Origin of the sequence: Leadbetterella sp. DM7 (assembly GCF_040829825.2) — a bacterium.
GTDB lineage: Bacteria > Bacteroidota > Bacteroidia > Cytophagales > Spirosomataceae > Leadbetterella.
This window is the reverse complement of record NZ_JBFOLH020000004.1, coordinates 350,053-374,153: the sequence shown is the minus strand read 5'-3', so window position 1 is coordinate 374,153 and position 24,101 is coordinate 350,053. Positions and strand designations below refer to the sequence as shown.

At 50.9% G+C, this 24,101-nt stretch carries 16 protein-coding genes and 1 riboswitch; of the genes, 7 read left to right on the top strand and 9 right to left on the bottom strand.

Features of this window, described 5'->3' with window-relative positions; translation table 11 throughout:
• The first annotated feature begins 36 nt into the window (after positions 1-36).
• Positions 37-1,248 carry a saccharopine dehydrogenase family protein gene (locus tag AB2U10_RS07175; protein WP_367913669.1) on the top strand — a complete coding sequence of 404 codons (1,212 nt, stop codon included), beginning with the start codon at positions 37-39 and terminating at the stop codon, positions 1,246-1,248.
• 89 nt (positions 1,249-1,337) lie between these two features.
• Here AB2U10_RS07175 and AB2U10_RS07170 read toward each other — a convergent pair whose 3' ends face one another.
• Together AB2U10_RS07170 and AB2U10_RS07165 are read right to left on the bottom strand one after the other, a co-directional pair.
• Positions 1,338-1,775, bottom strand: a complete 438-nt coding sequence (locus tag AB2U10_RS07170; protein WP_367913706.1) for a putative polyvalent protein kinase domain-containing protein — start codon at positions 1,773-1,775, stop codon at positions 1,338-1,340.
• Positions 1,685-2,002: a hypothetical protein gene (locus tag AB2U10_RS07165; RefSeq protein WP_367913668.1), complete on the bottom strand. Its 318-nt coding sequence runs from the start codon at positions 2,000-2,002 to the stop codon at positions 1,685-1,687. The genes AB2U10_RS07170 and AB2U10_RS07165 overlap by 91 nt, the downstream gene beginning before the upstream one ends.
• Positions 2,003-2,065: 63 nt before the next feature.
• Positions 2,066-2,269, top strand: a riboswitch (cobalamin riboswitch).
• An 85-nt stretch (positions 2,270-2,354) separates the two neighbouring features.
• On the opposite strand from AB2U10_RS07165, the gene AB2U10_RS07160 reads away from it, so the two are divergent.
• Entirely contained in the window at positions 2,355-4,256 is a 1,902-nt protein-coding gene (locus AB2U10_RS07160; RefSeq protein WP_367913667.1) for a TonB-dependent receptor plug domain-containing protein, read from the top strand.
• Positions 4,257-4,267: 11 nt separating this feature from the next.
• Positions 4,268-5,347 (top strand): DUF5074 domain-containing protein, encoded by a 1,080-nt coding sequence (locus AB2U10_RS07155; protein WP_367913666.1) that lies wholly within the window; start codon positions 4,268-4,270, stop codon positions 5,345-5,347.
• A gap of 116 nt (positions 5,348-5,463) precedes the next feature.
• Here AB2U10_RS07155 and AB2U10_RS07150 read toward each other — a convergent pair whose 3' ends face one another.
• Positions 5,464-6,975 (bottom strand): glutamate synthase subunit beta, encoded by a 1,512-nt coding sequence (locus tag AB2U10_RS07150; protein WP_367913665.1) that lies wholly within the window; start codon positions 6,973-6,975, stop codon positions 5,464-5,466.
• 91 nt (positions 6,976-7,066) lie between these two features.
• Positions 7,067-11,590, bottom strand: coding sequence for a glutamate synthase large subunit (gltB, locus tag AB2U10_RS07145; protein WP_367913664.1), 4,524 nt, complete (start codon positions 11,588-11,590; stop codon positions 7,067-7,069).
• Positions 11,591-12,006: 416 nt separating this feature from the next.
• Between gltB and AB2U10_RS07140 the strand changes: the two genes are divergently transcribed.
• Complete coding sequence (locus tag AB2U10_RS07140; RefSeq protein WP_367913663.1) at positions 12,007-12,879, top strand: carbon-nitrogen hydrolase; 873 nt, start codon at positions 12,007-12,009, stop codon at positions 12,877-12,879.
• A gap of 102 nt (positions 12,880-12,981) precedes the next feature.
• Complete coding sequence (locus AB2U10_RS07135) at positions 12,982-13,893, top strand: MBL fold metallo-hydrolase (protein ID WP_367913662.1); 912 nt, start codon at positions 12,982-12,984, stop codon at positions 13,891-13,893.
• Between the two features lie 63 nt (positions 13,894-13,956).
• On the opposite strand, the gene AB2U10_RS07130 is transcribed toward AB2U10_RS07135, so the two are convergent.
• From AB2U10_RS07130 to AB2U10_RS07115, 4 genes are all read right to left on the bottom strand, one after another.
• Positions 13,957-16,230, bottom strand: coding sequence for a TonB-dependent receptor (locus AB2U10_RS07130; protein ID WP_367913661.1), 2,274 nt, complete (start codon positions 16,228-16,230; stop codon positions 13,957-13,959).
• Between the two features lie 44 nt (positions 16,231-16,274).
• Positions 16,275-17,489, bottom strand: coding sequence for a GTP-binding protein (locus AB2U10_RS07125; protein ID WP_367913660.1), 1,215 nt, complete (start codon positions 17,487-17,489; stop codon positions 16,275-16,277).
• Between the two features lie 271 nt (positions 17,490-17,760).
• Complete coding sequence (locus AB2U10_RS07120) at positions 17,761-18,186, bottom strand: NfeD family protein (RefSeq protein WP_367913659.1); 426 nt, start codon at positions 18,184-18,186, stop codon at positions 17,761-17,763.
• 2 nt (positions 18,187-18,188) lie between these two features.
• Entirely contained in the window at positions 18,189-19,100 is a 912-nt protein-coding gene (locus AB2U10_RS07115) for an SPFH domain-containing protein (RefSeq protein WP_367913658.1), read from the bottom strand.
• A gap of 265 nt (positions 19,101-19,365) precedes the next feature.
• Here AB2U10_RS07115 and AB2U10_RS07110 point away from each other — a divergent pair, with 265 nt between their 5' ends.
• Positions 19,366-20,595 carry a 3-phosphoshikimate 1-carboxyvinyltransferase gene (locus AB2U10_RS07110; protein ID WP_367913657.1) on the top strand — a complete coding sequence of 410 codons (1,230 nt, stop codon included), beginning with the start codon at positions 19,366-19,368 and terminating at the stop codon, positions 20,593-20,595.
• A 42-nt stretch (positions 20,596-20,637) separates the two neighbouring features.
• Positions 20,638-21,132, top strand: a complete 495-nt coding sequence (locus tag AB2U10_RS07105; RefSeq protein ID WP_367913656.1) for a hypothetical protein — start codon at positions 20,638-20,640, stop codon at positions 21,130-21,132.
• A 451-nt stretch (positions 21,133-21,583) separates the two neighbouring features.
• Here the strand turns inward: AB2U10_RS07105 and AB2U10_RS07100 are convergent, their stop codons facing one another.
• Complete coding sequence (locus AB2U10_RS07100) at positions 21,584-24,022, bottom strand: bifunctional UDP-N-acetylmuramoyl-tripeptide:D-alanyl-D-alanine ligase/alanine racemase (protein ID WP_367913655.1); 2,439 nt, start codon at positions 24,020-24,022, stop codon at positions 21,584-21,586.
• Positions 24,023-24,101: the final 79 nt, after the last annotated feature.

Here is a 24,101-nt window from a genome sequence, read left to right as displayed (position 1 = left end):
TGCCTATTTTTGCAATTCAAATTTAAATGGAAACAAATGGCTAAAGTATTGATTATTGGTGCCGGTGGCGTAGGCACGGTGGTGGCGCACAAATGTGCGATCAACGCAGATGTCTTCACAGGGATCATGCTGGCGTCGCGCACAAAATCAAAATGCGATAAAATTGCTGCCGATATTAAAGAAATGCACGGCGTTGAAATAGCTACCGCACAGGTGGATGCCGACCAGGTTCCCGAGCTGGTAGCTTTGATCAAAGCGTACGGCCCCGAGCTGGTGGTCAATGTAGCTCTGCCTTACCAGGACCTGACCATTATGGATGCCTGTCTTGAAACGGGTGTACATTACCTCGATACCGCCAATTATGAGCCGAAAAATGTGGCTAAATTTGAATACAGCTGGCAGTGGGCCTACCGCGACAGGTTCAGGGAAGCCGGGCTTATGGCCGTGCTGGGGTGTGGGTTTGACCCGGGTGTAACCCAGGTATTTACAGCTTATGCAGCCAGGCACCATTTTGATGAGCTGCACTACCTGGATATTGTGGATTGCAATGCCGGTGACCACGGCAAAGCGTTTGCCACCAATTTCAACCCGGAGATCAACATCCGGGAGATCACCCAGCCGGGCCGCTACTGGGAGAACGGCGAATGGGTGGAAATTCCGGCTATGTCTGTTCACAAACCCATTGAATACCCGAATATAGGCGCGCGGGAATCGTACGTGCTGTACCACGAAGAGCTGGAATCGCTGGTGAAGAACTTCCCTACCCTGAAAAGGGCCCGGTTCTGGATGACCTTCGGCCAGCAATACATTACCCACCTCCAAGTGCTGGAAAACGTAGGCATGACCAGCATTGTACCCATTAAGTTCCAGGGACAGGATATCGTTCCGCTGGAATTCCTGAAGGCTGTGCTGCCCGCTCCTGATTCACTGGGAGAAAACTATACGGGTGAAACCTCGATAGGCTGCCAGATCAAAGGGGTCAAAGACGGAAAAGACAAAACCTATTATGTATGGAACAACTGCAGCCACGCAGAAGCCTACAGGGAAGTGCGTTCCCAGGCCGTTTCCTACACCACCGGCGTTCCGGCCATGATCGGAGCCATGCTGATGCTGACCCATACCGACTGGATGAAGCCCGGCGTTTATAACGTGGAAGAGCTGAACCCCGATCCGTTCATGGATCTGCTGAACAAGCACGGGCTGCCGTGGCATGAGCACGTCAATGCGGAACTGCCGCACGAGTACTGATAAAACAAGATTTATAAAATGAAGAAAGCCGTGTCCCAGCGGCTTTCTTCATTTTAAATCAGGAGAAGAACCTGGTAGTACTTTTAGCTCTATATCCTCACCTGCCCAAGGCCTACCCCTTTATAAAAATTATCGGTAAGATAGAATACTGTGTCAATGAAATACAACACTCCGTTTCGGCATAATACATTTTCATCATGCAGATCTTCAAATATTATTCCCAACTGAGGATTATAGTAATCATTATTACGTATGTTTTGAAACCCGTTATACGCTAAGAAGTTTTTCACTATAATCAGGTCAACCATCTCATCGGAGACTATAAATTCCTGTTTAACTACTGCAAATAATACATTATCAATAATTTTAAAGCCTAAAAAATCATATGCTGTAGAGCGAAAAAAGTAGTTATGTATGAGTAGACTATTGAAATAATCTAACCAATTTTCATAAAAAATACCGTCATTGATCTTGATAACATGGTGATCATCGTAGCGATAAACCCGCTGTTCAGCCCCGGATGCGATAAATGCTTCCTGTGAAATCTCCCTGGTATAGAAAAGATTCTCTCTCTCCTGGCAAAATCAATCAGGCAGAATGCTTCTTCAGCTTTGATTGACTTTTGTGTTTCAGCCCGGAGGCCTGATGACGCATTTCCTCTAAGGAAATTTTGCGTTTTTTCGAGTTTTCCTGTAGGGCTAACTCGTCCATTTCTGATAATGATATCTTGTAATTCATTGTGTATATTTTTCATTAAAGAGATTCAGTATTCAAAGATATGCATTAATCCGGACAATTTCAAACAGAATCCCCTTATCTTTGCCCTAAGTTTCAGGGTGCTTTGTTCCGGGAATAGCCGGAACAGAGATAATAGGGAACCGTGTGTAAATCACGGGCTGTCCCCGCAACTGTAAGCTTCCGCAAAGTTTTCCTTCTGCTGAGCCACTGTCCCCGCTGCGGGATGGGAAGGCGCCGGAAAATGGAAGCTAGCCAGGAAACCTGCCCTGAACCAGAATAACCGGTACATCTACGGCGGATAGAGCCCGGGAGATCATTTATCTTTTCCTCAATTGAGAACAGGCGGTTTACCCGGTTATTGCAGGCTGTTGAGCCTATGGAGTGCCTTGTGCTTCCCGGCAACTCTTTTTGCCCAGAAAGAGCTGACCCTTTGCGAAGTGGAAGTCAGAGGAGTGCGCCCCGAACGGTTCATGACCGGGCAGAAGATACAGGAGGCAGACTCGGCCGACCTGGCCCGGAACCGCTTCAGCACCCTGGCTGATTTCCTGCAGTTCCAGACGCCCGTAGCCTTTAAAAGCTACGGAGCGGGTCAGCTGGCTACCCTCTCTTTCCGCGGAACATCCGCCGGCCATACGGCCCTGCTCTGGAACGGGATCAATATTAATTTTCCTTCGTTAGGACAAACCGATTTTTCGACCATACCCCTTGCCGGGTTTGATGAAATGACCATACAATACGGCTCTGCCGCCAGCTGTGTGGGTACCGATGCCGTTGGCGGCAGCATTCAGCTACGTTCGTTACCTGGTTTCCAAACCGAAGGAACACAGCTGATGGCTGCAGTACGGGGCGAAACCTCTGAGAATTTTTCCGGGCAGGGTGGACTGCGTTTCCACCGTTTGCTTCGCAACGGGAAAAAGCTTTCGGGGAAAACACTTCTTTACGGAAGCAGCGTACGGAATAATTTCGGTACGGAACCCATTACCCGTAAGGGGAAAACCTTACCCACCGAACCCATTCATACCCGCCAGACCGGTGCTGTACAGGACCTGTACTTTATGAACCGCAAAGGAGACCTGCTTTCGCTGAATCTCTGGTTTTCAGATAACGACCTGGCCGTGCAACCCAAAGTGGTTCTGTTGCGTGAGATCACCCGCACACAGGCTTACCGGAGCAGCCTTTCGTACCAGCTCGGAAAAACCCTTTTCCGTACGGCCTATATCCGTGATATCACCGATTACGGAAAAGGAGAAAACCTGAACCCCAGCCATACCCGGGTAGATCGTTATATTGTGCGGGCCGAGCATGATCTGGCCTGGATACACGATTGCGACAAAGGCACTAACCTGAAGCTCGGGGCAGAAACGGTATACTATAACGCCCGGGTAGACGGTTATGGCGGTGGCCGTAAAACGGAGACCCGGCTGGATCTGTATGCCCTGCTACGCCACCAGTTTTCGGCCCGCCTGAGCTCTTCGCTTAACCTGCGCCAGGCGTGGGTGACCGGCTATAACCCGCCCTTCACGCCGTCTGCCGGGCTGGAATACATCCTCGTTAAAAACCCTAAGGACAGGCTCACCCTGCCGGTTTCCCTGGCCCGAAGCTACCGTGTGCCTACCCTGAACGAACGCTACTGGGAGGTCTTGGGTAATCCTGATATTCAACCTGAAACCGGCTTTAACAAAGAAACCGGCCTGGTGTGGCAGCATAAATTTACCGCAATCACCCAAACCCGGCTGGGCGCCACCGTATTTCATAACCGGATCGATAACTGGACCTACTGGAACCCCGAAAAAAATTACCGGGTAGAAAACCTGCAGCAGGTACTTTCCAAAGGGATTGAGCTGGAAACGTCTCTTCAAAGCCGGATCGAAAAAACCCGGTTCGATGTACGGGCTCAGTATACCCTTACCCACGCTTCGCAACAGAAAGAATACGGGGCATATACCCACGATATCCTGGGTAAGCAACTCGTGTATGTACCACGCCACGCCGTCAGCAGCACGGTATCTGCCACACGGAAGGCATGGAGTGTTGATATACAGCAACAGTTCAATTCCAAAAGGTATATCACATTTGATCATTCCGGTCAGCCGTATATGCCTTTCTACCTGATGAATGGCAGGATTGCCTACGAAAAACGTACTTCCAGGCGGGTTTTCAATACTGCTCTGCAGGTAAACAATGTGACCGATGTGCTCTACCCCAACCAAAAGAAAAATGCTATGCCCATGCGCTCTGTGGCGCTCAGCATCCTGATCGGAAATCTTTAAATCAAGTTAATATGAAACGTAAATTAATTATTCTCTGCGCATTTCTTTATGCATGTGACACCGATGAAAACACCCAGCCCGAACAGCCATACGGAAAAGGGGTAATTGTGGTAAATGAAGGTAATTTCACCGATAACAACGGAACCGTGACATTCCTGCCCGCCAATGCGCAAAGCATCACGTACGATATTTTTCAAAAAGAAAATACCCGAAGCCTCCCGGGCGGAGTAAGCGGTTACGGAGAGGTTAACGGCAAAGGAATTATACTGGTCGATAACTCCGGCCCCGGGCTGGACAAGATTGAAATTGTAGATGCCGGAACGTTTAAATCTGAAGCCACGATTCCTTCTGCTGAAATAGAGAATCCGCGTGAAGTGGTCAAAGTAAGCAATACCAAAGCCTACGTGACCGCCTGGGATGTAACCGGCAGCTGGCCGGATACCTATATCAACCCCGGGTACATTGCCGTACTGGATCTGACCTCCAATAAGCTGACAAAGAAAATTCCGGTTCAGCACGGGGCTCAGAGTATAGCCGTAGTGGGCAATGAAGCTTTTGTAGGAAATATTTATTCGGGGAAAACCGTCATCACCGTGGTTGATATCAACACAGATGCCGTAAAACAAACCATTGAAGCCGGTGCTGATCCGGAGGTGATCGGTGTGGATGCCAACAATAAGCTCTGGGTTTATGCCGGCGGAGCGCTCAAGAAAATTAACCCTTCTGCCAGGGTAGTGGAAAGTACGGTGAAGCTTAACCCGGCTTCTGCTGGACAAAGCCCCGGTAAGTTTGTGCTGAGCCACGACAAAAAAACGCTTTATTTCACCCTTTCTGCTTATGATGAAAACTGGAATGAGGTAGGCCAGGTGTACAGCACTTCGGTAGATGCCACCACCATTAACGCTACCACCCCGCTGATCAAAAAGATTTTTTACGGGATGGCCGCAGATCCTGAAACCGGTATAATTTACGGCGGGCTGGTTCCTTCTTTCAAGCAGGCGGGTTATGTATTCCGTTACCAGCCTAACGGAACCCTGATCGACTCGGTGAAGGCGGAAATTGCTCCGGCCAAATTCTTTTTCAGGAAATAAGGCCGCAAAAAAAAGGTGCCCGGAAAGTACGCAGGCTACTGCGTTTTCCAGGCACCTTTTGTATACCTAAGCGCTTCCCGGGTGTTTTTCACTACACCGGAGCCGGATACCCGGAACTACGCGCCGGCAGCAACCGTCATTCCTCTTTCTTTTGCCTCCAGCAGGGAGTTGCCGGAGAGAAACACATCCATAGCCCGGGCGGCTTCGCGCCCCTCTGATATGGCCCAGACCACAAGCGACTGTCCCCGTTTGCAGTCGCCGGCAGCAAAAATCCCTTTTTGCGATGTTTGGTAATTTTCGGTTACAATATTTCCGCGGGCATCCAGCTTCAGGTTCAGGTCTTCTACCAGTCCTCCGGCTTGCGGACCCGAAAAGCCGATGGCCAGCAGGGCCAGGTCAGCCTCAACCACCCGTTCACTCTTCGGATTTTCAATAAGGGTTCTTTTCCCGTTTTCAAACTTCCAGGAAACATCCACCAGCCGCAAGGCCTTCAGGTTACCGTTTTCATCGCCGATAAATTCTTTGGTATTGACACTCCACAGCCGCTCACAACCCTCTTCATGCGAGGTAGAGGTACGCAGCTTATGTTCATACAGGGGCCAGGGGGTACTGGCATCTCTTTCTGCGGGCGGAAGCAACCCGTAAGCGATCTGGGTAATATGCTCAGCACCCTGGCGATTGGCGGTGCCCACGCAATCTGAGCCCGTATCGCCGCCGCCGATTACAAATACCCGCTGATTCGTGGCGCGGATATCGTCTTCCCGGTAGTGTTCACCGGCATGATTGCGGGCCAGGTCCAGTCCGTCGTAACCCTCCTCCAGCGCCACCCGCTTATTCTGCTGGGTGAGATAGTCCATGGCAAAATATACGCCTTTTAATTCTTTTCCTTCAATATCCAGGGTCCTGGGCACGGTAGACCCGATGGCCAGCAGCACGGCGTCAAAATCTTCCTGCAGCTGGGCAGCAGAAAGAGTTGTTCCTACGTTTACCCCGGTTTTGAAGATGATGCCTTCTTCCTCCATCACTTTCAGCCGCCGGTCAATCACCTGTTTTTCCAGTTTAAAATCAGGTATACCGTAACGCAGCAGTCCGCCCGCCAGGTCGGCCCGTTCAAATACGGTAACGCAGTAACCGGCTTTATTGAGCTGCGAAGCGGCAGCCAGTCCGGCTGGCCCCGAGCCAATGACGGCCACTTTTTCCTCCCTCCGTTTTTTGGGCGGACGCGCCGTTACCCAGCCGTTTTCAAACGCTTTTTCAATGATCGATTTCTCGATGTACTCTATAGCTACCGGGTTCTTATGGATGCCCAGCACACAGGCTGACTCGCAGGGAGCGGGACAGATCCGCCCCGTAAATTCCGGGAAGTTATTGGTAGAATCCAGTATCTCAAAAGCATATTTCCAGTTGCCCTCATAAACGGCATCGTTAAACTCGGGAATGTTGTTCCCCAGCGGACAGCCGTTGTGGCAAAAGGGCACACCACAATCCATACAGCGGGTGGCCTGCTCGGTAGTCTGCTTTTCATTGTATTTGTATTCTACCTCCCGGTAGTCTTTTTTCCGTTCTGCTATGCTCCTTTTCAGGGCAGCTTGTCTTTCAAATTCTAAAAATCCGCTTGGCTTTCCCATGTTTGTATATATAATAGTACCAGGTATTTAGTTCCGAGTGAGTTCCCACCTGTCACCAATATTTGTCAATTGTTCATTGTCAATTCTTAAATTACGCCGCCACAATTTCCTTCTCCAATAAAATCTTCTTGTAGTCCCTGGGGAATACCTTCACAAATTTCTCCAGATCGAAGCTCCTGTTTTCCAGGATAGCCTGCGCCACATCGCTGCCCGTATTTTCAAAATGGCGGGTGATCAGGCCGGTCAGCGTTTCTATGTCTTCAGCGGTCAGGTCATCCAGGTCTACCATTTCCGGGTTACACCGGGTGCCGAAAGAACCGTCAGCATCATATACATAGGCTATACCGCCACTCATACCGGCGGCAAAATTGCGGCCCGTTTGTCCCAGGATCACGGCAATACCCCCGGTCATGTATTCGCATCCGTGATCTCCTACTCCTTCTACCACCACCCGGGCACCTGAATTGCGCACGCAAAAACGCTCACCGGCCATTCCCCGGATATAGGCTTCTCCCGATGTGGCACCGTAGAAAGACACATTTCCCACGGCCATATTTTCGGAAGGAATAAAAGTGGAAGAACGGGGCGGGTACACCACCAGCTCGGCCCCGCAAAGGCCCTTGCCAAAGTAATCGTTGGCGTCGCCTTCCAGCTCAAAGCGGATACCGCGGGTAGAAAAGGCCCCGAACGACTGCCCGGCCGTTCCGTAAAACCGGTAGCTGATGGTTCCGGGCTTCAGGCCGTTGCCCCGGTAGCGCCTGGATATTTCGTTCGACAGCATCGCCCCGATAGAACGGTTAAGGTTATTGATCCGGTATTCGCCCCTTACCGCCACCTGGTTATCCAATGCTTCCTGCGCATCCCTGATCAGCGTATGATCCAGCACATCGGCTATCCCGTGATCCTGTTCTTCCTGCTTGTACAGTGCCGTATCCACCTCTTCGCGGTACAGTATCCGGGAAAGATCGAGATGTTTCCGTTTCCAGTGATCTTTAGGATTCCGGGGTGCCAGGTACTGGCTCTGGCCTATCATTTCGTTGATGGTCCGGAAGCCCAGTCCGGCCATAATCTCGCGCACCTCCATAGCCAGGTAAGTAAACATATTGACCACGTGCTCCGGCTGCCCGGAAAACAGGGCCCGTAATTCTTTATTCTGGGTAGCCACCCCTACCGGGCAGGTATTCAGGTGGCATTTCCGCATCATGATACAGCCTACGGTCACCAGGGCGGCAGTGGCCACACCGTATTCTTCGGCACCCAGCAGGGTAGCTATCACGATATCACGGCCGGTACGGATCTGACCGTCGGTCTGCACGGTAATCCGGCCCCGCAGCTTATTCCTGACCAGGGTCTGGTGAGTTTCTGCCAGGCCCAGCTCCCAGGGCAGGCCCGCATGGCGGATTGACGACAGCGGACTGGCTCCCGTGCCGCCATCGTACCCGGCAATCAGTACGGCATCGGCATGGGCCTTGGCCACTCCGGAAGCCACCGTTCCCACGCCGGCTTCAGAAACCAGCTTTACGGATATACGGGCCCTCCGGTTAGCATTTTTAAGATCAAAGATCAGCTGGGCCAGGTCTTCAATCGAATAAATATCGTGATGGGGTGGCGGCGATATCAGCCCCACACCCGGTGTGCTGTGCCTTACACGGCCTATCCATTCATCCACCTTGTGGCCGGGTAACTGCCCGCCTTCACCCGGCTTGGCTCCCTGCGCCAGCTTGATCTGCAGCTCATCGGCATGGGTCAGGTAATAGGAGGTTACCCCGAAACGGCCCGAAGCAACCTGTTTCACCCGCGAATTCATGCTGTCGCCGTTGGGCAGCAGGGTAAAACGGGCTTCGTCTTCGCCGCCTTCACCCGAGTTTGACATTCCGCCGATCCGGTTCATGGCAATGGCCAGCGTAGTATGCGCCTCCCACGAGATGGAACCGAAAGACATGGCCCCGGTAGCAAAACGTTTAAGGATGCTTTCTACCGGCTCTACCTCTTCTAACGGAACGGGGCTTGTATTTTTGAATTTGAGCAGGCTGCGAAGCGTCATCGACTTATCGGCCTGCTCATTCATTAAGCGGGTATATTTTTTAAATATTTCGTATCCTCTTTTCTGATCCGAAACCCCGATGCGGGTGGCTTGCTGCAGCAGGTGAATGGTATCCGGGTTAAACAGGTGCTTCTCGCCCCGCTGTTTCCATTGGTATACCCCGCCCGTTTCCAGCCTTTTTACGCTTTCTACCGGCACTTTCGGGAAAGCCACCGTATGCCGCACCAGGCATTCGCGGGCAATCTCTTCCATGCCCAGTCCGCCGATCCGCGAGACCGTTCCTGTAAAGAAGCGGTCTACGAAAGGTTTTCCGAGCCCTATACATTCAAAGATCTGGGCTCCCCGGTAAGAGGCCAGCGTGGAGATTCCCATTTTAGAGAAGATCTTCAGCAGCTCCTTATTGACTGCCTTTATATAATTTTTGTACAATTGCTCATCGGTATATTCGCCGGCGATCATCCCCTTCCGGTTCATGTGGGAAAGGGTCTCAAAGGCAATATACGGGCATATCCCGGAAGCACCGTACCCGATCAGCGTAGCAAAATGATGGGTTTCCCAGATATCGCTGCTCTCTACCAGCAGGCCGATCTTTCCGCGGAGGCCTTTACGGATCAGGTGATGGTGTACCGCCGATACCGCCAGCAACGAAGGTATGGGCGCATGGTCAGAATCAATGGCCCGGTCTGAGAGGATAATGATCTCAAAGCCGTCATAGATGGCGTCTGTAGCGTAACGGCAGATCCGCTCCAGGGCAAACTCCAGCGCCCGGGCCGGATCAGGCGTATCCACGTTAAAATAGGTATTGATGGTCTTGGCCTGGAAACCCTCGTAGTCTACAAACCGCAGCTTATCAAACTGCCGGATGGTCAGCACGGGCTGGTCCAGCTGTACCTGCCGGCAGTGCTTGGGCGACTCCGACAGGATATTTTCAGAAGCCCCCACAAACGAGATCAGCGACATGATAGACCGCTCCCGGATCGAGTCGATGGGCGGGTTGGTTACCTGGGCAAAAAGCTGCTTGAAATAAGACGAGATATGCTGGCTCTGGTCTGACAGCACCGCCAGCGGAATGTCAATGCCCATAGAGCCGATGGCCTCTCCGCCGGTAGTAGCCATGGGGGTCAGGATCAGGCGCTGGTCTTCGGAGGTCATGCCGGCAGCAATCTGCCTTTTCAGCAGGCCTTCCTCGCTGTACTGGGTATACGGCCGGATAGATTCGGGAAGATCGCGGATCATGATCTTGTGCTCGTCGAGCCACTGCTGGTACGGTTGCCGGCTGCAGATATCCGCTTTCAGCTCCTCATCGGGGATGATCCGCCCCTGCTCCATATCCACCACAAACATCTTTCCGGGTTGAAGTCGGCCTTTATACAGTACCTGTGCGGGATCAATATCCAGCACGCCGGCCTCAGAAGCCATCACCACGGTGTCGTCTTTCAGAACCCAGTACCGGGAGGGGCGCAGCCCGTTCCGGTCGAGGGTAGCCCCCACGATCCGGCCGTCGGTAAAGGAAATGGATGCGGGGCCGTCCCACGGTTCGATCACCGACGAGTGGAACTCATAAAATGCCCTTCGGACCGGGTCCATATCGGGGTTCTCCTCCCAGGCTTCCGGGATCAGCATCATCATCACATGGGGCAGGGAGCGGCCTGAAAGGTGCAGCAGCTCTATTGCGTTATCCAGGTGGGCTGAGTCGGAGTTTCCCTTATTACAAATGGGCAGGATCATCTGCATCTCCTTGTCGGTAAAAAACTCCGAACAGAAAGAAGCCTCACCGGCTTTTATCCAGTTGACGTTCCCCTTTACGGTATTGATCTCCCCGTTATGGGCAATATACCGGAAAGGCTGGGCCAGCTTCCAGGACGGAAAGGTATTGGTGGAAAAACGGGAATGCACAATGGCAAAGGCCGAGATCACGTCTTTCCGGGTAATGTCAGGAAAATAATATTTCAGCTGATCGGTGGTCAGCTGTCCTTTGTAGGAAATGGTCTTGGTCGACAGCGAACTGTAGTAAAAGCTCTCTTCCGAGCCGGCTACCGACTCGTGAATCAACTTGGTCGTGATCTGCCGCAGTACGTAAAGCTTTCGTTCAAACGTGAGGCTGTCCGCATCTGTGAGCCGGAGAAACAGCTGCTCCACACAGGGCTCTACCGAACGTGACTCCTCGCCCAGCGTTTCGTTGCGGGTGGGTACCTTCCGGTAGCCCAAAAGCCCGAAGCCCAGCTTCTCCACTTTCCGGTTGATGATCTCCCGGCATTCGTTTCTTTGTTTTTCATCTGCAGGAAAAAAGATCATTCCTACCGCATATTCACCGTATTTCGGCAGCCGGAAACCCAGCTCCAGGCATTCATCGTAAAGAAATTCGTGCGGAATCTGGAGCAGTATACCGGCGCCGTCGCCCGTGTTCGGATCGCAGCCGCAAGCCCCCCGGTGGTCCATACGTTCGAGCATGGTGATGGCATCTGCTACGATCTGGTGCGATTTCCCTCCTTTTAAATGTGCCCGGAACCCGATACCACATGCATCATGCTCAAAATCAGGAAGGTACAACCCTTTATTTGTCTTCATCATCTTTGAAACTGCCTAAATATTCTAAGAATAGTATTATATATTGAAAAAATATAACTATATAATACAAAATATACTTTGTATGCAATTTATCAGACTTTTATTTCGACTCAATAAATTATAACAATATTTTATATTGAAAACTCATATTTTATTTTTATTATTATAATTTCTATAAAAATTATCCTACCCGGCAGATTTTTCTAAAACAAAAAACCTTTTTCTCCATACAAAAAACCGGAAGACCACCCTTAAGCCAAACAAAACAGCTGTTGACTGACAACTTTCAGCCAACAAACTTTCAACCCGTAACAGGCGCATCCGACGGTCTCTGTGCGACCGCTGAAAGCTAAAAGCTCACCGCTCATAGCTGACAGCTCACGGCTTTTTGCCTATCTTTCGGAAAAATTGAGTGCAAGATGAAAAACGTAAAAGTAGGTGTGGTTCAGATGACCTGCTCGGCAAGTGTAGACAACAACCGGCAGAAAGCCGTAGAGAAAATCCGGGAAGCGGCCGCTCAGGGCGCCCAGATTGTATGCCTGCAGGAGCTGTTCACCTCCCTGTACTTCTGCGACGTGGAAGACCACGAAAACTTTAAGCTGGGCGAAAGCATTCCCGGCCCTACCACCGACCTCCTCCGGCCCCTGGCGCAGGAGCTGGGCGTGGTGATCATTGCTTCCCTTTTTGAAAAAAGAGCACAGGGGCTGTACCACAATACCACAGCCGTCATTGATGCCGACGGTTCCTACCTGGGCAAATACCGGAAAATGCACATTCCTGACGACCCCGGCTACTACGAAAAATTCTATTTCACCCCCGGCGACCTGGGCTATAAAATATTTGAAACCCGTTTTGCCCGCATCGGCGTGCTGATCTGCTGGGACCAGTGGTACCCGGAAGCCGCCCGTATCACCTCGCTGATGGGAGCCGAGATCCTGTTCTACCCTACGGCCATTGGCTGGGACCTGGACGAAAAAGACCCCGTGATCAACCGGGAACAGCACGATGCCTGGGAAACCATACAGCGGAGCCATGCCGTAGCCAACGGCCTTTACGTGGTTTCGGTCAACCGGGTGGGCACCGAGGCCAACCAGCAGTTCTGGGGCGGCTCGTTTATTGCCAACCCGCACGGCCGGCTGCTGTACAAAGCCTCTCACGACCGGGAAGAAGTACATGTGGAAGAAATAGACCTTGACAAAACGGAATACTACCGCACCACCTGGCCTTACCTGCGCGACCGGCGGATCGACTCTTATGCGCCCATTACAAAACGGTTTATTGACAGCGATTGAAACTACCCGGAACTCACCACTCGGAACTAATCACTCGGAACTCACTACTCGGAACTCACTACTCGGAACTAATCACTCGGAACTCACTACTCGGAACTATCTATGTTTAAATACGCCCTCCTTCTCCTCCTGATCGTGCAGGTTCCGGTTTTTTCCCAGGCCCGCCTGGTGGTTCTGGGCACCGCGCAGGATGCCGGGTATCCGCAGATAGGCTGTGAAAAAGAATGCTGTAAAAACCTGCTGCCCGGCCAAAAGCGGCAGGTATCGTGTATCGGCGTGACCGATGCCGAAACGGGGCAGGCCTGGCTGTTAGACGCCACCCCGGATATCACCTCCCAGGTAAAAACCCTGATGGCTCTCAGCGGTAAAGCCGGCAGCCCGTTACCAGACGGCATCTTCCTGACACACGCCCATATCGGGCATTATACCGGGCTGATGTACCTGGGGCGGGAGGCGGCTGATGCCAGGAAAATGCCGGTATATGCCATGCCTAAACTCAAAACCTTCCTGGAGACCAATGGCCCCTGGGAACAGCTGGTAAAGCTCAGCAATATAGCGGTTAAAGAAATGCAGGAAGATCAGCCGGTTACACTTAACCGGAACCTGCAGGTGACCCCGGTACGGGTGCCTCACCGGGACGAATATTCCGAAACCGTGGGTTTTATCATTCACGGCCCCGCAAGGAAGGCCCTTTTCATACCCGATATTGACAAATGGGACCGTTGGCACAAAAACCTGGAAGATATGCTGGCGCAGGTAGATTATGCGCTGCTGGACGCCACCTTCTTTAAAAACGGCGAGATACCCGGCAGAGATATGTCAGAAATCCCCCACCCGTTTGTTGAAGAAACCATGAAGCTGCTGAAAAACCTGCCTGCCGCAGAAAAAGCCAAAGTGTATTTTATACACCTGAACCATACCAATCCGTTGCTCAACCCCGCCAGCGAGGCGTACCGGGAAGTACTCCAAAACGGGTTTCATGTGGCAGAAGAAGGGATAATTCTCGAATTGTAGGCCGTATTGATACAAGCTGATGAAAAACCTACTCTTCATAGAAAGACGAGCTTCCGGCTGTAATCACTTCACCGTAAACCTCACCCCCAGGAATCCCCGGATCCCCTGGTTGGATGCATAGACGTATGACGGGTCAAAGGTTAAACCGTACGGGTTGCTTTCGTTGGGTACGGGAAATCCGTTGCCGTCAAAAATCACCTGCTTGTCAAAAGGATCATTGGCACGGGCAATCAGGAAGGGCGCATGTCTGGCCGGTGTCTGGTTCAGTAGGTTTTTAACGCCCCCGTAGATCTCCCATTTGTCGTTAAAGCTTTTGGTGACCTGTATATTCTGAATGCTCCACACGGGCGAGTACTCCGGCCGGGGGTCCAGGTCACCCAGGAGCGGCAGACGCATCGGCCCGTAGAGATTTCCGGTATAATCCAGCGTGATCTTCTGGCGGGAGAACGTATACCCTACACTCCAGGTTGCGGTAAAACGCTCGGCAAACATCTGTCTTTTTTTCGTTCCTTCCTCCGTATTGTATACATCCATCAGCGTGCCGCCCAGTAAAACCTTCAGGCCACAGGCAAAAGCGGCGTCTGCATTCAGCGATATCCCTTTGGATACGGCGTAACCGTCCAGGTTGGCGTAAATGATCTTATTGGGATCGGTGTCGTAATCCGGGATGATCTTATTGTTAAACCAGGTATAAAATGCGGTGGCATCCAGGTTCAGGAAGGTACCCCTCTTCAGGTAATATTTTTTCACCAGGTTGGCATTTACATTCCACGACGTTTCAGGCTTCAGGTCTTCCAGGAATACTACTTCACGGGCCCCGGTGAGCGCAGCGTGGTCTTCTGTAAACACATTGGCTACCCGGAAACCGTTGCCTCCGCCCAGCCGGAATACGGTAGAGCGGTCGGCAGAGCTCCATTTGTAGTTGATACGGGGGGAGAAAATATTTCCGTGTACCGAGTTGTAGTCGTAACGGGTACCCAGCATAACGGTGTGGCGGGAGCTCAGCCTGATCTCATCCTGGAGAAACATACCCGGCAAATGGGTGTGGCTGGCCTGGTTTCTCCCGTCAGCCCAGGTGGCCGGGGTGTTGTCGTCGTAATACGTATAACGATAAGCCAGGCCGGCCAGCAGGTCATGTGCCCTGTATTGCCGGCTCCAGGTCAGCTGCCCGAAATAGATATCCTGGCTGGCCAGGTAAGGTGTGCTGCCGTACACGCTGTTCTGGTCATGCCAGTTAGCGCTGAACATGAAATTGAACCGGGAAGACAGCCTGTAATTGCCGAATGTCTCCCAGCGGCGGGTATAGATGCTTTCTCCGTATACCTCATCACCGCCCCGGTACGAGCGGTTCCAGTTCATTTCGCCGCCCCAGCGGTCCTCATACATGTATCTGCCTGCTACCGACAGCGCCCGGCCATGCCTCTGCTGAAAATCCCATTTATTAAAAACCGATATCCTGTTCTGCAGGGTAAGGTCGGTGAAATTATCGTGGTTCTTATCCAGCGGATTCTGGTAATTGAAATAATTCACCCCCAAAAGAGAGCGGGTCTTTTCCCCCAATGTAAACTTCCCCGCCAGGTCTGTGCTGACCTCTCCCCAGGTAGTGGCAAAAGCATCGGCCGAAAACCGGGGTGCTTTCAGAGGCGTTTTGGTAATAATGTTGATCAGGCCTCCTACCGCTTCACTGCCGTAAAGCGTGGAAGCAGGGCCTTTCACTACTTCCATTCGCTCAATCAGCGCCTGTGGAATGCCGCTGAGCCCGTACACGGTAGACAAGCCACTTACAATGGGCATTCCGTCAATCAGTATCATGGTATACGGCCCCTCCAGCCCGTTAATGTGGATATCACCGGTATTGCATACGTTGCAATTTACCTGTGGCCGTACACCGTTGACGATCTGCAGAGCGTCAAATACCGAAGGCGTTGGGTTCGATTTAAAGAATCGCGCCGTAAAAACTTCTACCGGCACAGGACTTTCCAGCCGGGAAACCTCCTTCATCGTTCCGCTGATCACTACCTCCTCCAGCGAATGATCTATTGGCTTCAATTCTATATCGTTCACCACGTTTGCCCCCGGCTTCACCTCCACGGTTACGATCTCTCGTCCGTATCCTATCAGGCTCACTTCAATGGTCTGCTTGCCAAGGGGCACCTCAGCCAGCAAAAACCGGCCTTCTTCATCTGTTATGGTTCCCAGGTTTTTCTCTTTCACGGTAACAGTGGCAGATTCCAGCGGCTTACCTCCTGCCGCCACCCTGCCGGTCAAGCTGCCGGTCTGGCCCAGAACAACTGCACCTCCGGTCAGGATAATCAGGAATGTCAAAATATATTTCATATGTCTATTTTTATTATTGATTCACAAAAATATAAAAGTTAGATTTATCTAACAAATATATTTTCAAAAAAATCTATAAAAGTTTCTCCCCGCTCAAAAGCATCCGTTTCCGCTTCATTCAGCAGGCATCCATGCAGATCGCTGATCATTTTTTCTTTGTCCATATCCTGCCCGATAAACACCAGCTCGTTCATACGGTCGCCCCACTGCCTGCTCCACCGGCTTTCAATTATCTCCCGGTTATGCACAAAAGCGGCATACTGTACCCGCTCTCCGTACGGCATGCTGCACCACCATACACCGGCCGGTTCCAGTCGCGACGAGCCGCCGGCCTGTGAAAAATTAAGCGCATCATCCGGCCGGGAAGCCAGCCAGAAAAGACCTTTTGCCCGTATAACACCTTCGGGGTATTCTTCATTGAGGTATTTCCAGAAACGCTCCGGGTGAAAAGGCCTGCGGTCACGGAATACAAATGAGCTTATCCCGTACTCTTCGGTTTCGGGTGTGTGGCTCTCTGCTTCCAGCTCTTTTTGCCAGCCGGCCGAATATTGCGCCTCCTCAAAGTCAAAAAGCCCGGTATTCAGCATTTCACCGGGCGGTACCTTCCCGAAAACTGCGGGGATGATCCGGGCGCCGGGGTTCAGCTTTTTCAGGGAAGCCTTCAGCAAACCCAATGTATGGGCATCTACCAGGTCGGCCTTGTTCAGGATAATCACATTGGCAAACTCGATCTGGTCGGTCAGCAGGTTAACGATGGTGCGGTGGTCGCCTTCCATGTCGGTGAGGCGACGGTCCTGCAAAAGCTCGTTAGTTCCGAAATCATTGAAGAAATTATAGCAGTCTACCACGGTAACCATGGTATCGATGTAGCTGAAGCGCGACAGGTCGATACCGCTCTGCTCATCCACATACGAAAACGTCTGCGCTACGGGCACGGGCTCACTGATGCCCGTACTCTCGATCAGGAGGTAGTCGAATTTCTGCTCTTTTGCCAGCTTTTCCACTTCGGTCATCAGGTCTTCACGCAAGGTGCAGCAGATACAGCCGTTACTCATTTCCACCAGTCTTTCTTCTGTACGTGAGAGAGTATCCTGGCTTTCCACCAGGCGGGCATCTACGTTCACTTCGCTCATGTCGTTAACGATGACCGCTACTTTTAGCCCCTCCTTATTGTGTAAAATATGATTGAGCAGGGTAGTTTTCCCTGCCCCCAGGAAACCGCTTAATACGGTTACCGGTAATTTGCCTGTTCGTTTCATATCCTATTTTTTAAAATGCCCATTTACTTGCAACAATGATGCAAATATAATTAACATTTATTATTGCAACATTGTTGCAAATAAAATAAAAATCAGGTGCAGGCAGCTATGCGACTGCAAAGAAGCAGTTGTTGGTGGTTATGCGGTATTAAAACAGCGAAGCTGCTCCGGCAAATACATCCGACACCGTAGTGACGAACCTGCTACAGGTCCTGTCAACACGTCAGTTGATGTATTTGCCGGAACAGCTTCTTTCTGCCCGATGCGTTTCTCAGGCGGGATCTACGATCAGCTTGATCCCGTCGATCTTCCTGATCTTCACCCGGGCATTCTTTTCAATGCTCTGTTCGGCGTCAGAATAGGCGATCCAGTCGGCGCCGCGATAAAAGACTTTCCCTTCGCCGTGCGGCGGAATGGGGGCCGATACCCGGGCAAAGTCGTCTACGATCTCCTTAAATTCTTTTGCGTTCTTATTGAATACTTCCAGCAGCCGCTGCCGGAAGATCAGCAGGCTTCCCAATGACGCCACCCCGAAAATCAGTAGCTGGGTCGTCAGGTCGTCGGCAAAACCCAGGTAAATAAAAAGCGCGGTAATCAATGCCCCCATTCCAAAAAAGATGGAGTAAAACGATACCGAAAGGATTTCGGCAATCAGGAGGGCCACTCCGATAACTATCCAGATGCTGATGGGTTCCATATTTACTTCGATTTTTCTTGTTTAATAACACTCATTGCTGTAGCTATAACGCCTGACATATCGGCCAGATTAGACGGCAGGATAATAGTATTGTTCGTTTTAGCCAGTTTACCGAACTGCTCAATGTAATCTTCCGCCACCCGCAGCTGCAGGGCTTCCATCCCGCCTTTTTCCTGGAGCGCTTCTGCAATCAGGCGGATAGACTCTGCCTTAGCTTCAGCCACCGAACGGATAGCCGATGCCTCACCTTCTGCCTGGTTGATCTGCTGCAGCTTCTGGGCTTCCGATTCCAGCACCAGCCGGGCCTTCTCTCCTTCAGCTACATTGATGGCAAATTGTTTCTTACCTTCTGATTCCAGGATCACTGAACGCCTTTCCCGCTCTGCCTGCATCTGCTTTTCCATGGCCTGCAGCACGGTAGCCGGAGGCGTAATGTTCTTGATCTCGTAACGCAATACTTTCACACCCCAGCCAATGGCCGCCTCGTCAATAGCCGCCACCACGGCGTGGTTAATGACCATCCGTTCCACGAAGGTTTTATCGAGATCAATTTTACCGATCTCACTCCGCATGGTGGTCTGGGCCAGCTGGGTTACCGCAAACACAAAGTCGTTAATACCGTACGACGCCTGTTTCGGATCAATCACCTGCAGGAAGATCACCCCGTCGACCCGCACCTGAACGTTATCTTTGGTGATACAGATCTGCTCGTGAATATCGTATGCCTTTTCTTTCAGGCTGTGCTTGTACGCAATCCGGTCAAAAAACGGGATAATAAAGTTAATGCCGGGTTGGAGCACACCGTTGAACTTCCCCAGGCGCTCTGCAATAAATGCGGTCTGCTGGGGTACCACCTTCACCCCCATCATAATCAGAACCACCACCAAAAACACAATAGCAAGTACAGGATACATAATATATATAAATTTAAGTGTTAGAATTCGTTTTTCTTATGACAAAAATATTATATATACCGGTTTGGGCAACAACTTTCGGATAAACGTATGCTTTCAAAAGAAGATAGGTTTCGAAACCGGACAAGCGGTAAACGGTTAAACCAAAACTTAGAAAAATACCATATAACATGCTGTGCAGGTGCAAAAAATCAAATAAAAACACCCGCTGTAATTTCCACTAAAAAATAACTTTATCTTTGCTCTTCAACAAAACGTATTTGCTTTGAGTCAGTATCATATCAGGAAACCGTCAGGAGAATTTAACGAACGAATAGCCCTTGCATCTTCGAAAAGTGAAAGTAACCGGGCTTTGATCATTCATGCGCTGACCGGCTTTAAAAGCGATTTACAAAACCTTTCCACTGCCCGCGATACCCAAACGATGATCCGTTTGCTGGAATCAGAAGGCCCTGTTGCTGATGTGCTGGATGCCGGTACAACCATGCGTTTCCTGACAGCCTATTTTTCAGTGACCAACCAGCCCCGTATTATGACCGGAACCGCCCGGATGTGCGAAAGGCCCCTCGGCCTGCTGGCAGAAGCCCTGAAAGAGCTGGGCGCCGATATTGAATACCTGGACAGGGAAGGGTACCCTCCATTGAAGATCAACGGCTTCGGTCCCCAGAAAACCTGTAAGATCAGCATCCGCGGTGATGTAAGCAGCCAGTACATTTCCGCCCTTCTTATGATTGCCCCCCGGCTGGAAAAAGGGCTGGAGATTGAGTTGCTGGGCGAAGTGGGCTCTGTACCCTATATCACCATGACCATCCGGCAGATGGAAGCCTCCGGCGTGCAGGTCTCGGCCGACTGGGAAAACAAAAAGCTGCGGGTAGAGCCCCAGGCGTACCAACCCGTTACCTATAAAATTGAATCCGACTGGTCAGGAGCTTCCTACTGGTATTCGGTAGTAGCGTTGGCCGGGCATCCCGGCTCCAGGATTGAATTGCTGGGCCTGAAGCAGAATTCCCTGCAGGGCGACAGCGCCATCACAGACATTATGGCTCAACTGGGCGTAAAAAGTACCTTTACCGAAGACGGTGTCTTACTGGAAAAGATCTCTCCGGCCCATACTTTCCGCTGGGATTTCTCCAACTGTCCCGATCTCACCCAAACCGTAGCCGTAGTGCTGGCCGGCCTGAAAATGGAAGGGGAGCTCACCGGCATAGAAAGCCTGAAGATCAAAGAAACCGACCGTGTGCTGGCCCTGCAGAACGAGCTGAAGAAAATAGGAGCTGAGCTTATAGAAATTGAGCCCAACCATAAATACAAGGTCACGCATTTCTTCAACCCCGCTGAAATGCCGGTGATCGACACCTATGACGATCACCGCATGGCCATGGCCTTTGCCCCCGTAGCCATGTTAAGAGACATCGTTATCAAAGAACCCGGAGTGGTGGCCAAATCCTATCCCAGCTTCTGGGACGATTTCGGGAAAATTGTAGAGATAAATTAAGCATATTTCCGCTATGGGGCATTATTTTGACAAATAACCGTTATGAAAAAATTACTGTTGCTGTTTTGCTTCGTTGTTTTCAGAGCCCACGCCCTCCCTGCTGATTCCCTCCGCAATTTCTCCTACACCCTGGACATCCCGGACGGATGGAAAGTAAAAGATAACTGTACGGAAACCGACTGCTCCTTTCTGGCCCCGCAGGACAGCCCTTCTGACACTTTCCTGGAAAATATCAACATCACCGTAGCAGATGCTCCTTCCAAAAACTACCCAGTAGAAAAATATACCGCCTTTTCTATCGGGTATCTCCCCTCTGTGATTGAAAACTTTGAGCTCCTGGAAAGGAAAAAGCTTTCCGGCAACAGCGAATATATCATTTACAAAGGCCTTAAAAGCGGGTTTCACCAGACCTGGAAACAATACTACCACATCAAAGACAGTAAAATGTACATTATTACCTTTACAGCAGAAACCCCGCAATTCGAAGCCTATCTTAACAGAATCAGCAGCAACCTGGATTCTTTCAGGCTGAGGTAGTACATTTGCTTCTATCTTATTTTACCGGATGACTTGACGGGAAATAGTAAAGTATTAGTCAAATATTTTAAACTTGCTCTAACTTTGTAATATGAATACTTTTAGATTAAACAGGAATGTCTTTAAGGCTCAAACTGCAAAGGAAGCAACTGACCATTCTCAATATTACCGTAAATTATCCTGGCAGGAACGACTTCAGATTTCTGCTTATTTAAATAGTATTGCTTATAACCATCCTTTTCTAAGCCCGCCGCCAATGGACAAAACAAAATTTTGTGCCCGGTGTAACCATTAGCTATATGGGCAATATTTTCAATGAAGACTTCAGAGAATTCATCTCTGCCTTAAACAACAACCATGTACGCTATATTCTTGTTGGCAGGTTTTTGGAAGCAAAGAGAGAATCAGGCAGACCAAAAGATCTTGACGACCTTCAGAATCTATCCTGATATTATGCGTGATAAAATACCCGTTTCACGCGTTCTGATACCCCCGTCAACAGCTCATACGGAATAGTGCCTATCTTCGCTGCCAGTTCGGCAATGCCGGGTTTTCCGCCAAAAACAATCACCTCGTCACCTTCTTCGCATACGGCATCGGTCACGTCGATCATGGTCATATCCATGCATATGTTGCCTACGGTTTTACACAGGGTTCCGTTAACATTTACCACGGCATTGCCCTTGCTGAAGCGCCGGTCATAGCCATCGGCATAGCCAATGGCAATGGTAGCAATGCGGGAGTTGCGCTCCAGCACGCCGCTGCGGCTGTATCCCACGGTTTCTCCTGCAGGGAGCTGCTTGATTTGCGAAATGGTTGTTTTAAGGGTAGCTACCGGTTCGAGAACACCGGTTTCCAGGCCCGATGATTCCACTCCGTATAGCCCGATCCCCAGCCGTACCATATCGTACCGGGCCTCCGGAAACCGGGTAATTCCGGCGGTATTGCAGATATGACGGAGCGGTGTACAACCTGTTTCTGAAATTATGCGGGCAGATACCCGTTCAAAACAAGCAATTTGCCCGCGTGAAAACGCATTGTGCTCTTCAGCGTCTGCTCCCACCAGGTGGCTGAAGATAGTGGCCACCTCCACGGCAGGATTTTCCTTTAGTATTTCCACTAACCTCCCCGTTTCGTTCTCCATAAAACCCAGTCGATGCATACCCGTATCAATTTTCAGGTGCACCCGGGTGACCTCTTCCGGTCGCCAGAGCTTTTTGGCTTTCAGGTAGGCTTCCAGCACACGAAAGCTGTAAATCTCCGGCTCGAGACGGTGCTCAAACAAGGTGGAATAGCTGTTAGGATCGGCATTCATGACCATGATGGGCAGGGTAATCCCGTTTTGCCTGAGCGCTACTCCTTCATCCGGGTATGCCACGGTGAGGTAATCTACCCGGTGGTATTGCAGCCAGGCCGCCACTTCATTGCCACTGCCATAGGCAAACGCCTTTACCATCACCATCAGCCGGGTCTGAGGCCCGATTTTGCCCCGGTAAACATTCAGGTTGTGCGTAATGGCATCGAGGTTAATTTCCAGTACGGTACCGTGAATCCGTTTCACCAGCTTTTCCACGATATGCTCAAACGAAAAAGACCGGGCTCCTTTCACCAGGATGAGCGAGTTCCGGAAACTCTCCAAAATCCCGCTTTTAAGAAACTCCCCGGTGGTTTTGAAACATTTCACCCCGGTTCCGGGTAATTTCACCGGGAAAGACGCAAGATTCTCCCCGATACCGATAAAGGTTTTGATCTTCTGCGGGCGAATCAGGTTCAGCATTTCTGCCATGAGCTCCTGTTCTGATAAGCCCGACTGAAACATATCGCTCAGGATCAGCACCTTGTCGCGCTTGGTATGCGTCTGGCTCATGAAGTTCAACGCCATTTTCAGTCCGCCCAGGTCGTTGTTGTACGTATCGTCTATCACGTAATTGCCTTCGCGCCCTTCTTTCAGCTCCAGCCGCATCTCTACCGGCTTCAGGAAGCGAAAGCGTTCCCGAAATCTTTCTGTTCCTCTATGCCTTAACAGGTACCTCCCGGCACAGGCGCAGTGAACGGCATTTTCAACCGAGGCGTTGTCTGAAAACGGCAGAATAAATGTTTCTGTTACCCCTTCTGAAGAAATTTCAAAACAAAGCTTATCACCCTCCCGGCAAATAGCCGAAGCCGACCATCCCATAAGCCGGATACCCGGGTTCAACGGCAGCAGAAAGTTTCTGATCTCTTCTTCTATTTCCATGTAGTCTCGGCAATAGACCAGGGCCTCCGCCCTTTGAAAAAGCAGGAGCTTCTCCCGGACCTTCTCCCGGTTATCCCGGAATCCTTCACTGTGTGAAGACCCGATATTGGTAAAAATACCCAATGTGGGCCGGATCATCCTCTCCAGCGCCTGCATTTCACCGGGCTGCGAGATCCCCGCCTCAAAAATACCCAGGTCATTTTTGGAAGACATTTCCCAGACCGATAAGGCCACGCCGATCTGCGAGTTGTAGCTGCGTGGACTTTTGACCACATCAAAGTCTTTTTCCAGCAGCGAGCTCAGCCATTCTTTTACAATGGTCTTGCCGTTACTTCCCGTAATTCCTACCACCGGGTAACTGTATTTTTCTCTTTTACGGGCCGCCAGGTCCTGTAAGGCCAGGATACTGCTGCGCACGGGATAAGCCCGAACCTCCGGCTTCTCCAGGAATGCCTTCAGCCCGGCAGTAAGCGTATTTTCTTCTACCACAAACTCCCGTAAGCCTGCCGCAAACAAATCTTCAATGAACCGGTGCCCGTCGTGCCGGGTGCCTTTGATGGCAAAGAACACACTTTTTTCCGGATCCGAAAGAAACCGGCTGTCGGTCAGCAATACTTTGCCCTGCCCGTCAAGCTTATGTATATTCAAAAACATTTCTTCCTGTTATTACCCATTTTTCTGACGGGGTATTCTTGCGGGGTGGTTGCCTTGCCGCGTTCTCCGGACTGGCGTA

What these genes read in the sequence shown, in the direction of transcription:
- AB2U10_RS07175 (WP_367913669.1), top strand. Translation starts at nt 37, where the DNA reads ATGGCTAAAGTATTGATTATTGGTGCCGGTGGCGTAGGCACGGTGGTG.
- AB2U10_RS07165 (WP_367913668.1), bottom strand. Translation starts at nt 2,002, where the DNA reads ATGAAAAATATACACAATGAATTACAAGATATCATTATCAGAAATGGA.
- AB2U10_RS07155 (WP_367913666.1), top strand. Translation starts at nt 4,268, where the DNA reads ATGAAACGTAAATTAATTATTCTCTGCGCATTTCTTTATGCATGTGAC.
- AB2U10_RS07150 (WP_367913665.1), bottom strand. Translation starts at nt 6,975, where the DNA reads ATGGGAAAGCCAAGCGGATTTTTAGAATTTGAAAGACAAGCTGCCCTG.
- gltB (WP_367913664.1), bottom strand. Translation starts at nt 11,590, where the DNA reads ATGATGAAGACAAATAAAGGGTTGTACCTTCCTGATTTTGAGCATGAT.
- AB2U10_RS07140 (WP_367913663.1), top strand. Translation starts at nt 12,007, where the DNA reads ATGAAAAACGTAAAAGTAGGTGTGGTTCAGATGACCTGCTCGGCAAGT.
- AB2U10_RS07135 (WP_367913662.1), top strand. Translation starts at nt 12,982, where the DNA reads ATGTTTAAATACGCCCTCCTTCTCCTCCTGATCGTGCAGGTTCCGGTT.
- AB2U10_RS07130 (WP_367913661.1), bottom strand. Translation starts at nt 16,230, where the DNA reads ATGAAATATATTTTGACATTCCTGATTATCCTGACCGGAGGTGCAGTT.
- AB2U10_RS07125 (WP_367913660.1), bottom strand. Translation starts at nt 17,489, where the DNA reads ATGAAACGAACAGGCAAATTACCGGTAACCGTATTAAGCGGTTTCCTG.
- AB2U10_RS07120 (WP_367913659.1), bottom strand. Translation starts at nt 18,186, where the DNA reads ATGGAACCCATCAGCATCTGGATAGTTATCGGAGTGGCCCTCCTGATT.
- AB2U10_RS07115 (WP_367913658.1), bottom strand. Translation starts at nt 19,100, where the DNA reads ATGTATCCTGTACTTGCTATTGTGTTTTTGGTGGTGGTTCTGATTATG.
- AB2U10_RS07105 (WP_367913656.1), top strand. Translation starts at nt 20,638, where the DNA reads ATGAAAAAATTACTGTTGCTGTTTTGCTTCGTTGTTTTCAGAGCCCAC.
- AB2U10_RS07100 (WP_367913655.1), bottom strand. Translation starts at nt 24,022, where the DNA reads ATGTTTTTGAATATACATAAGCTTGACGGGCAGGGCAAAGTATTGCTG.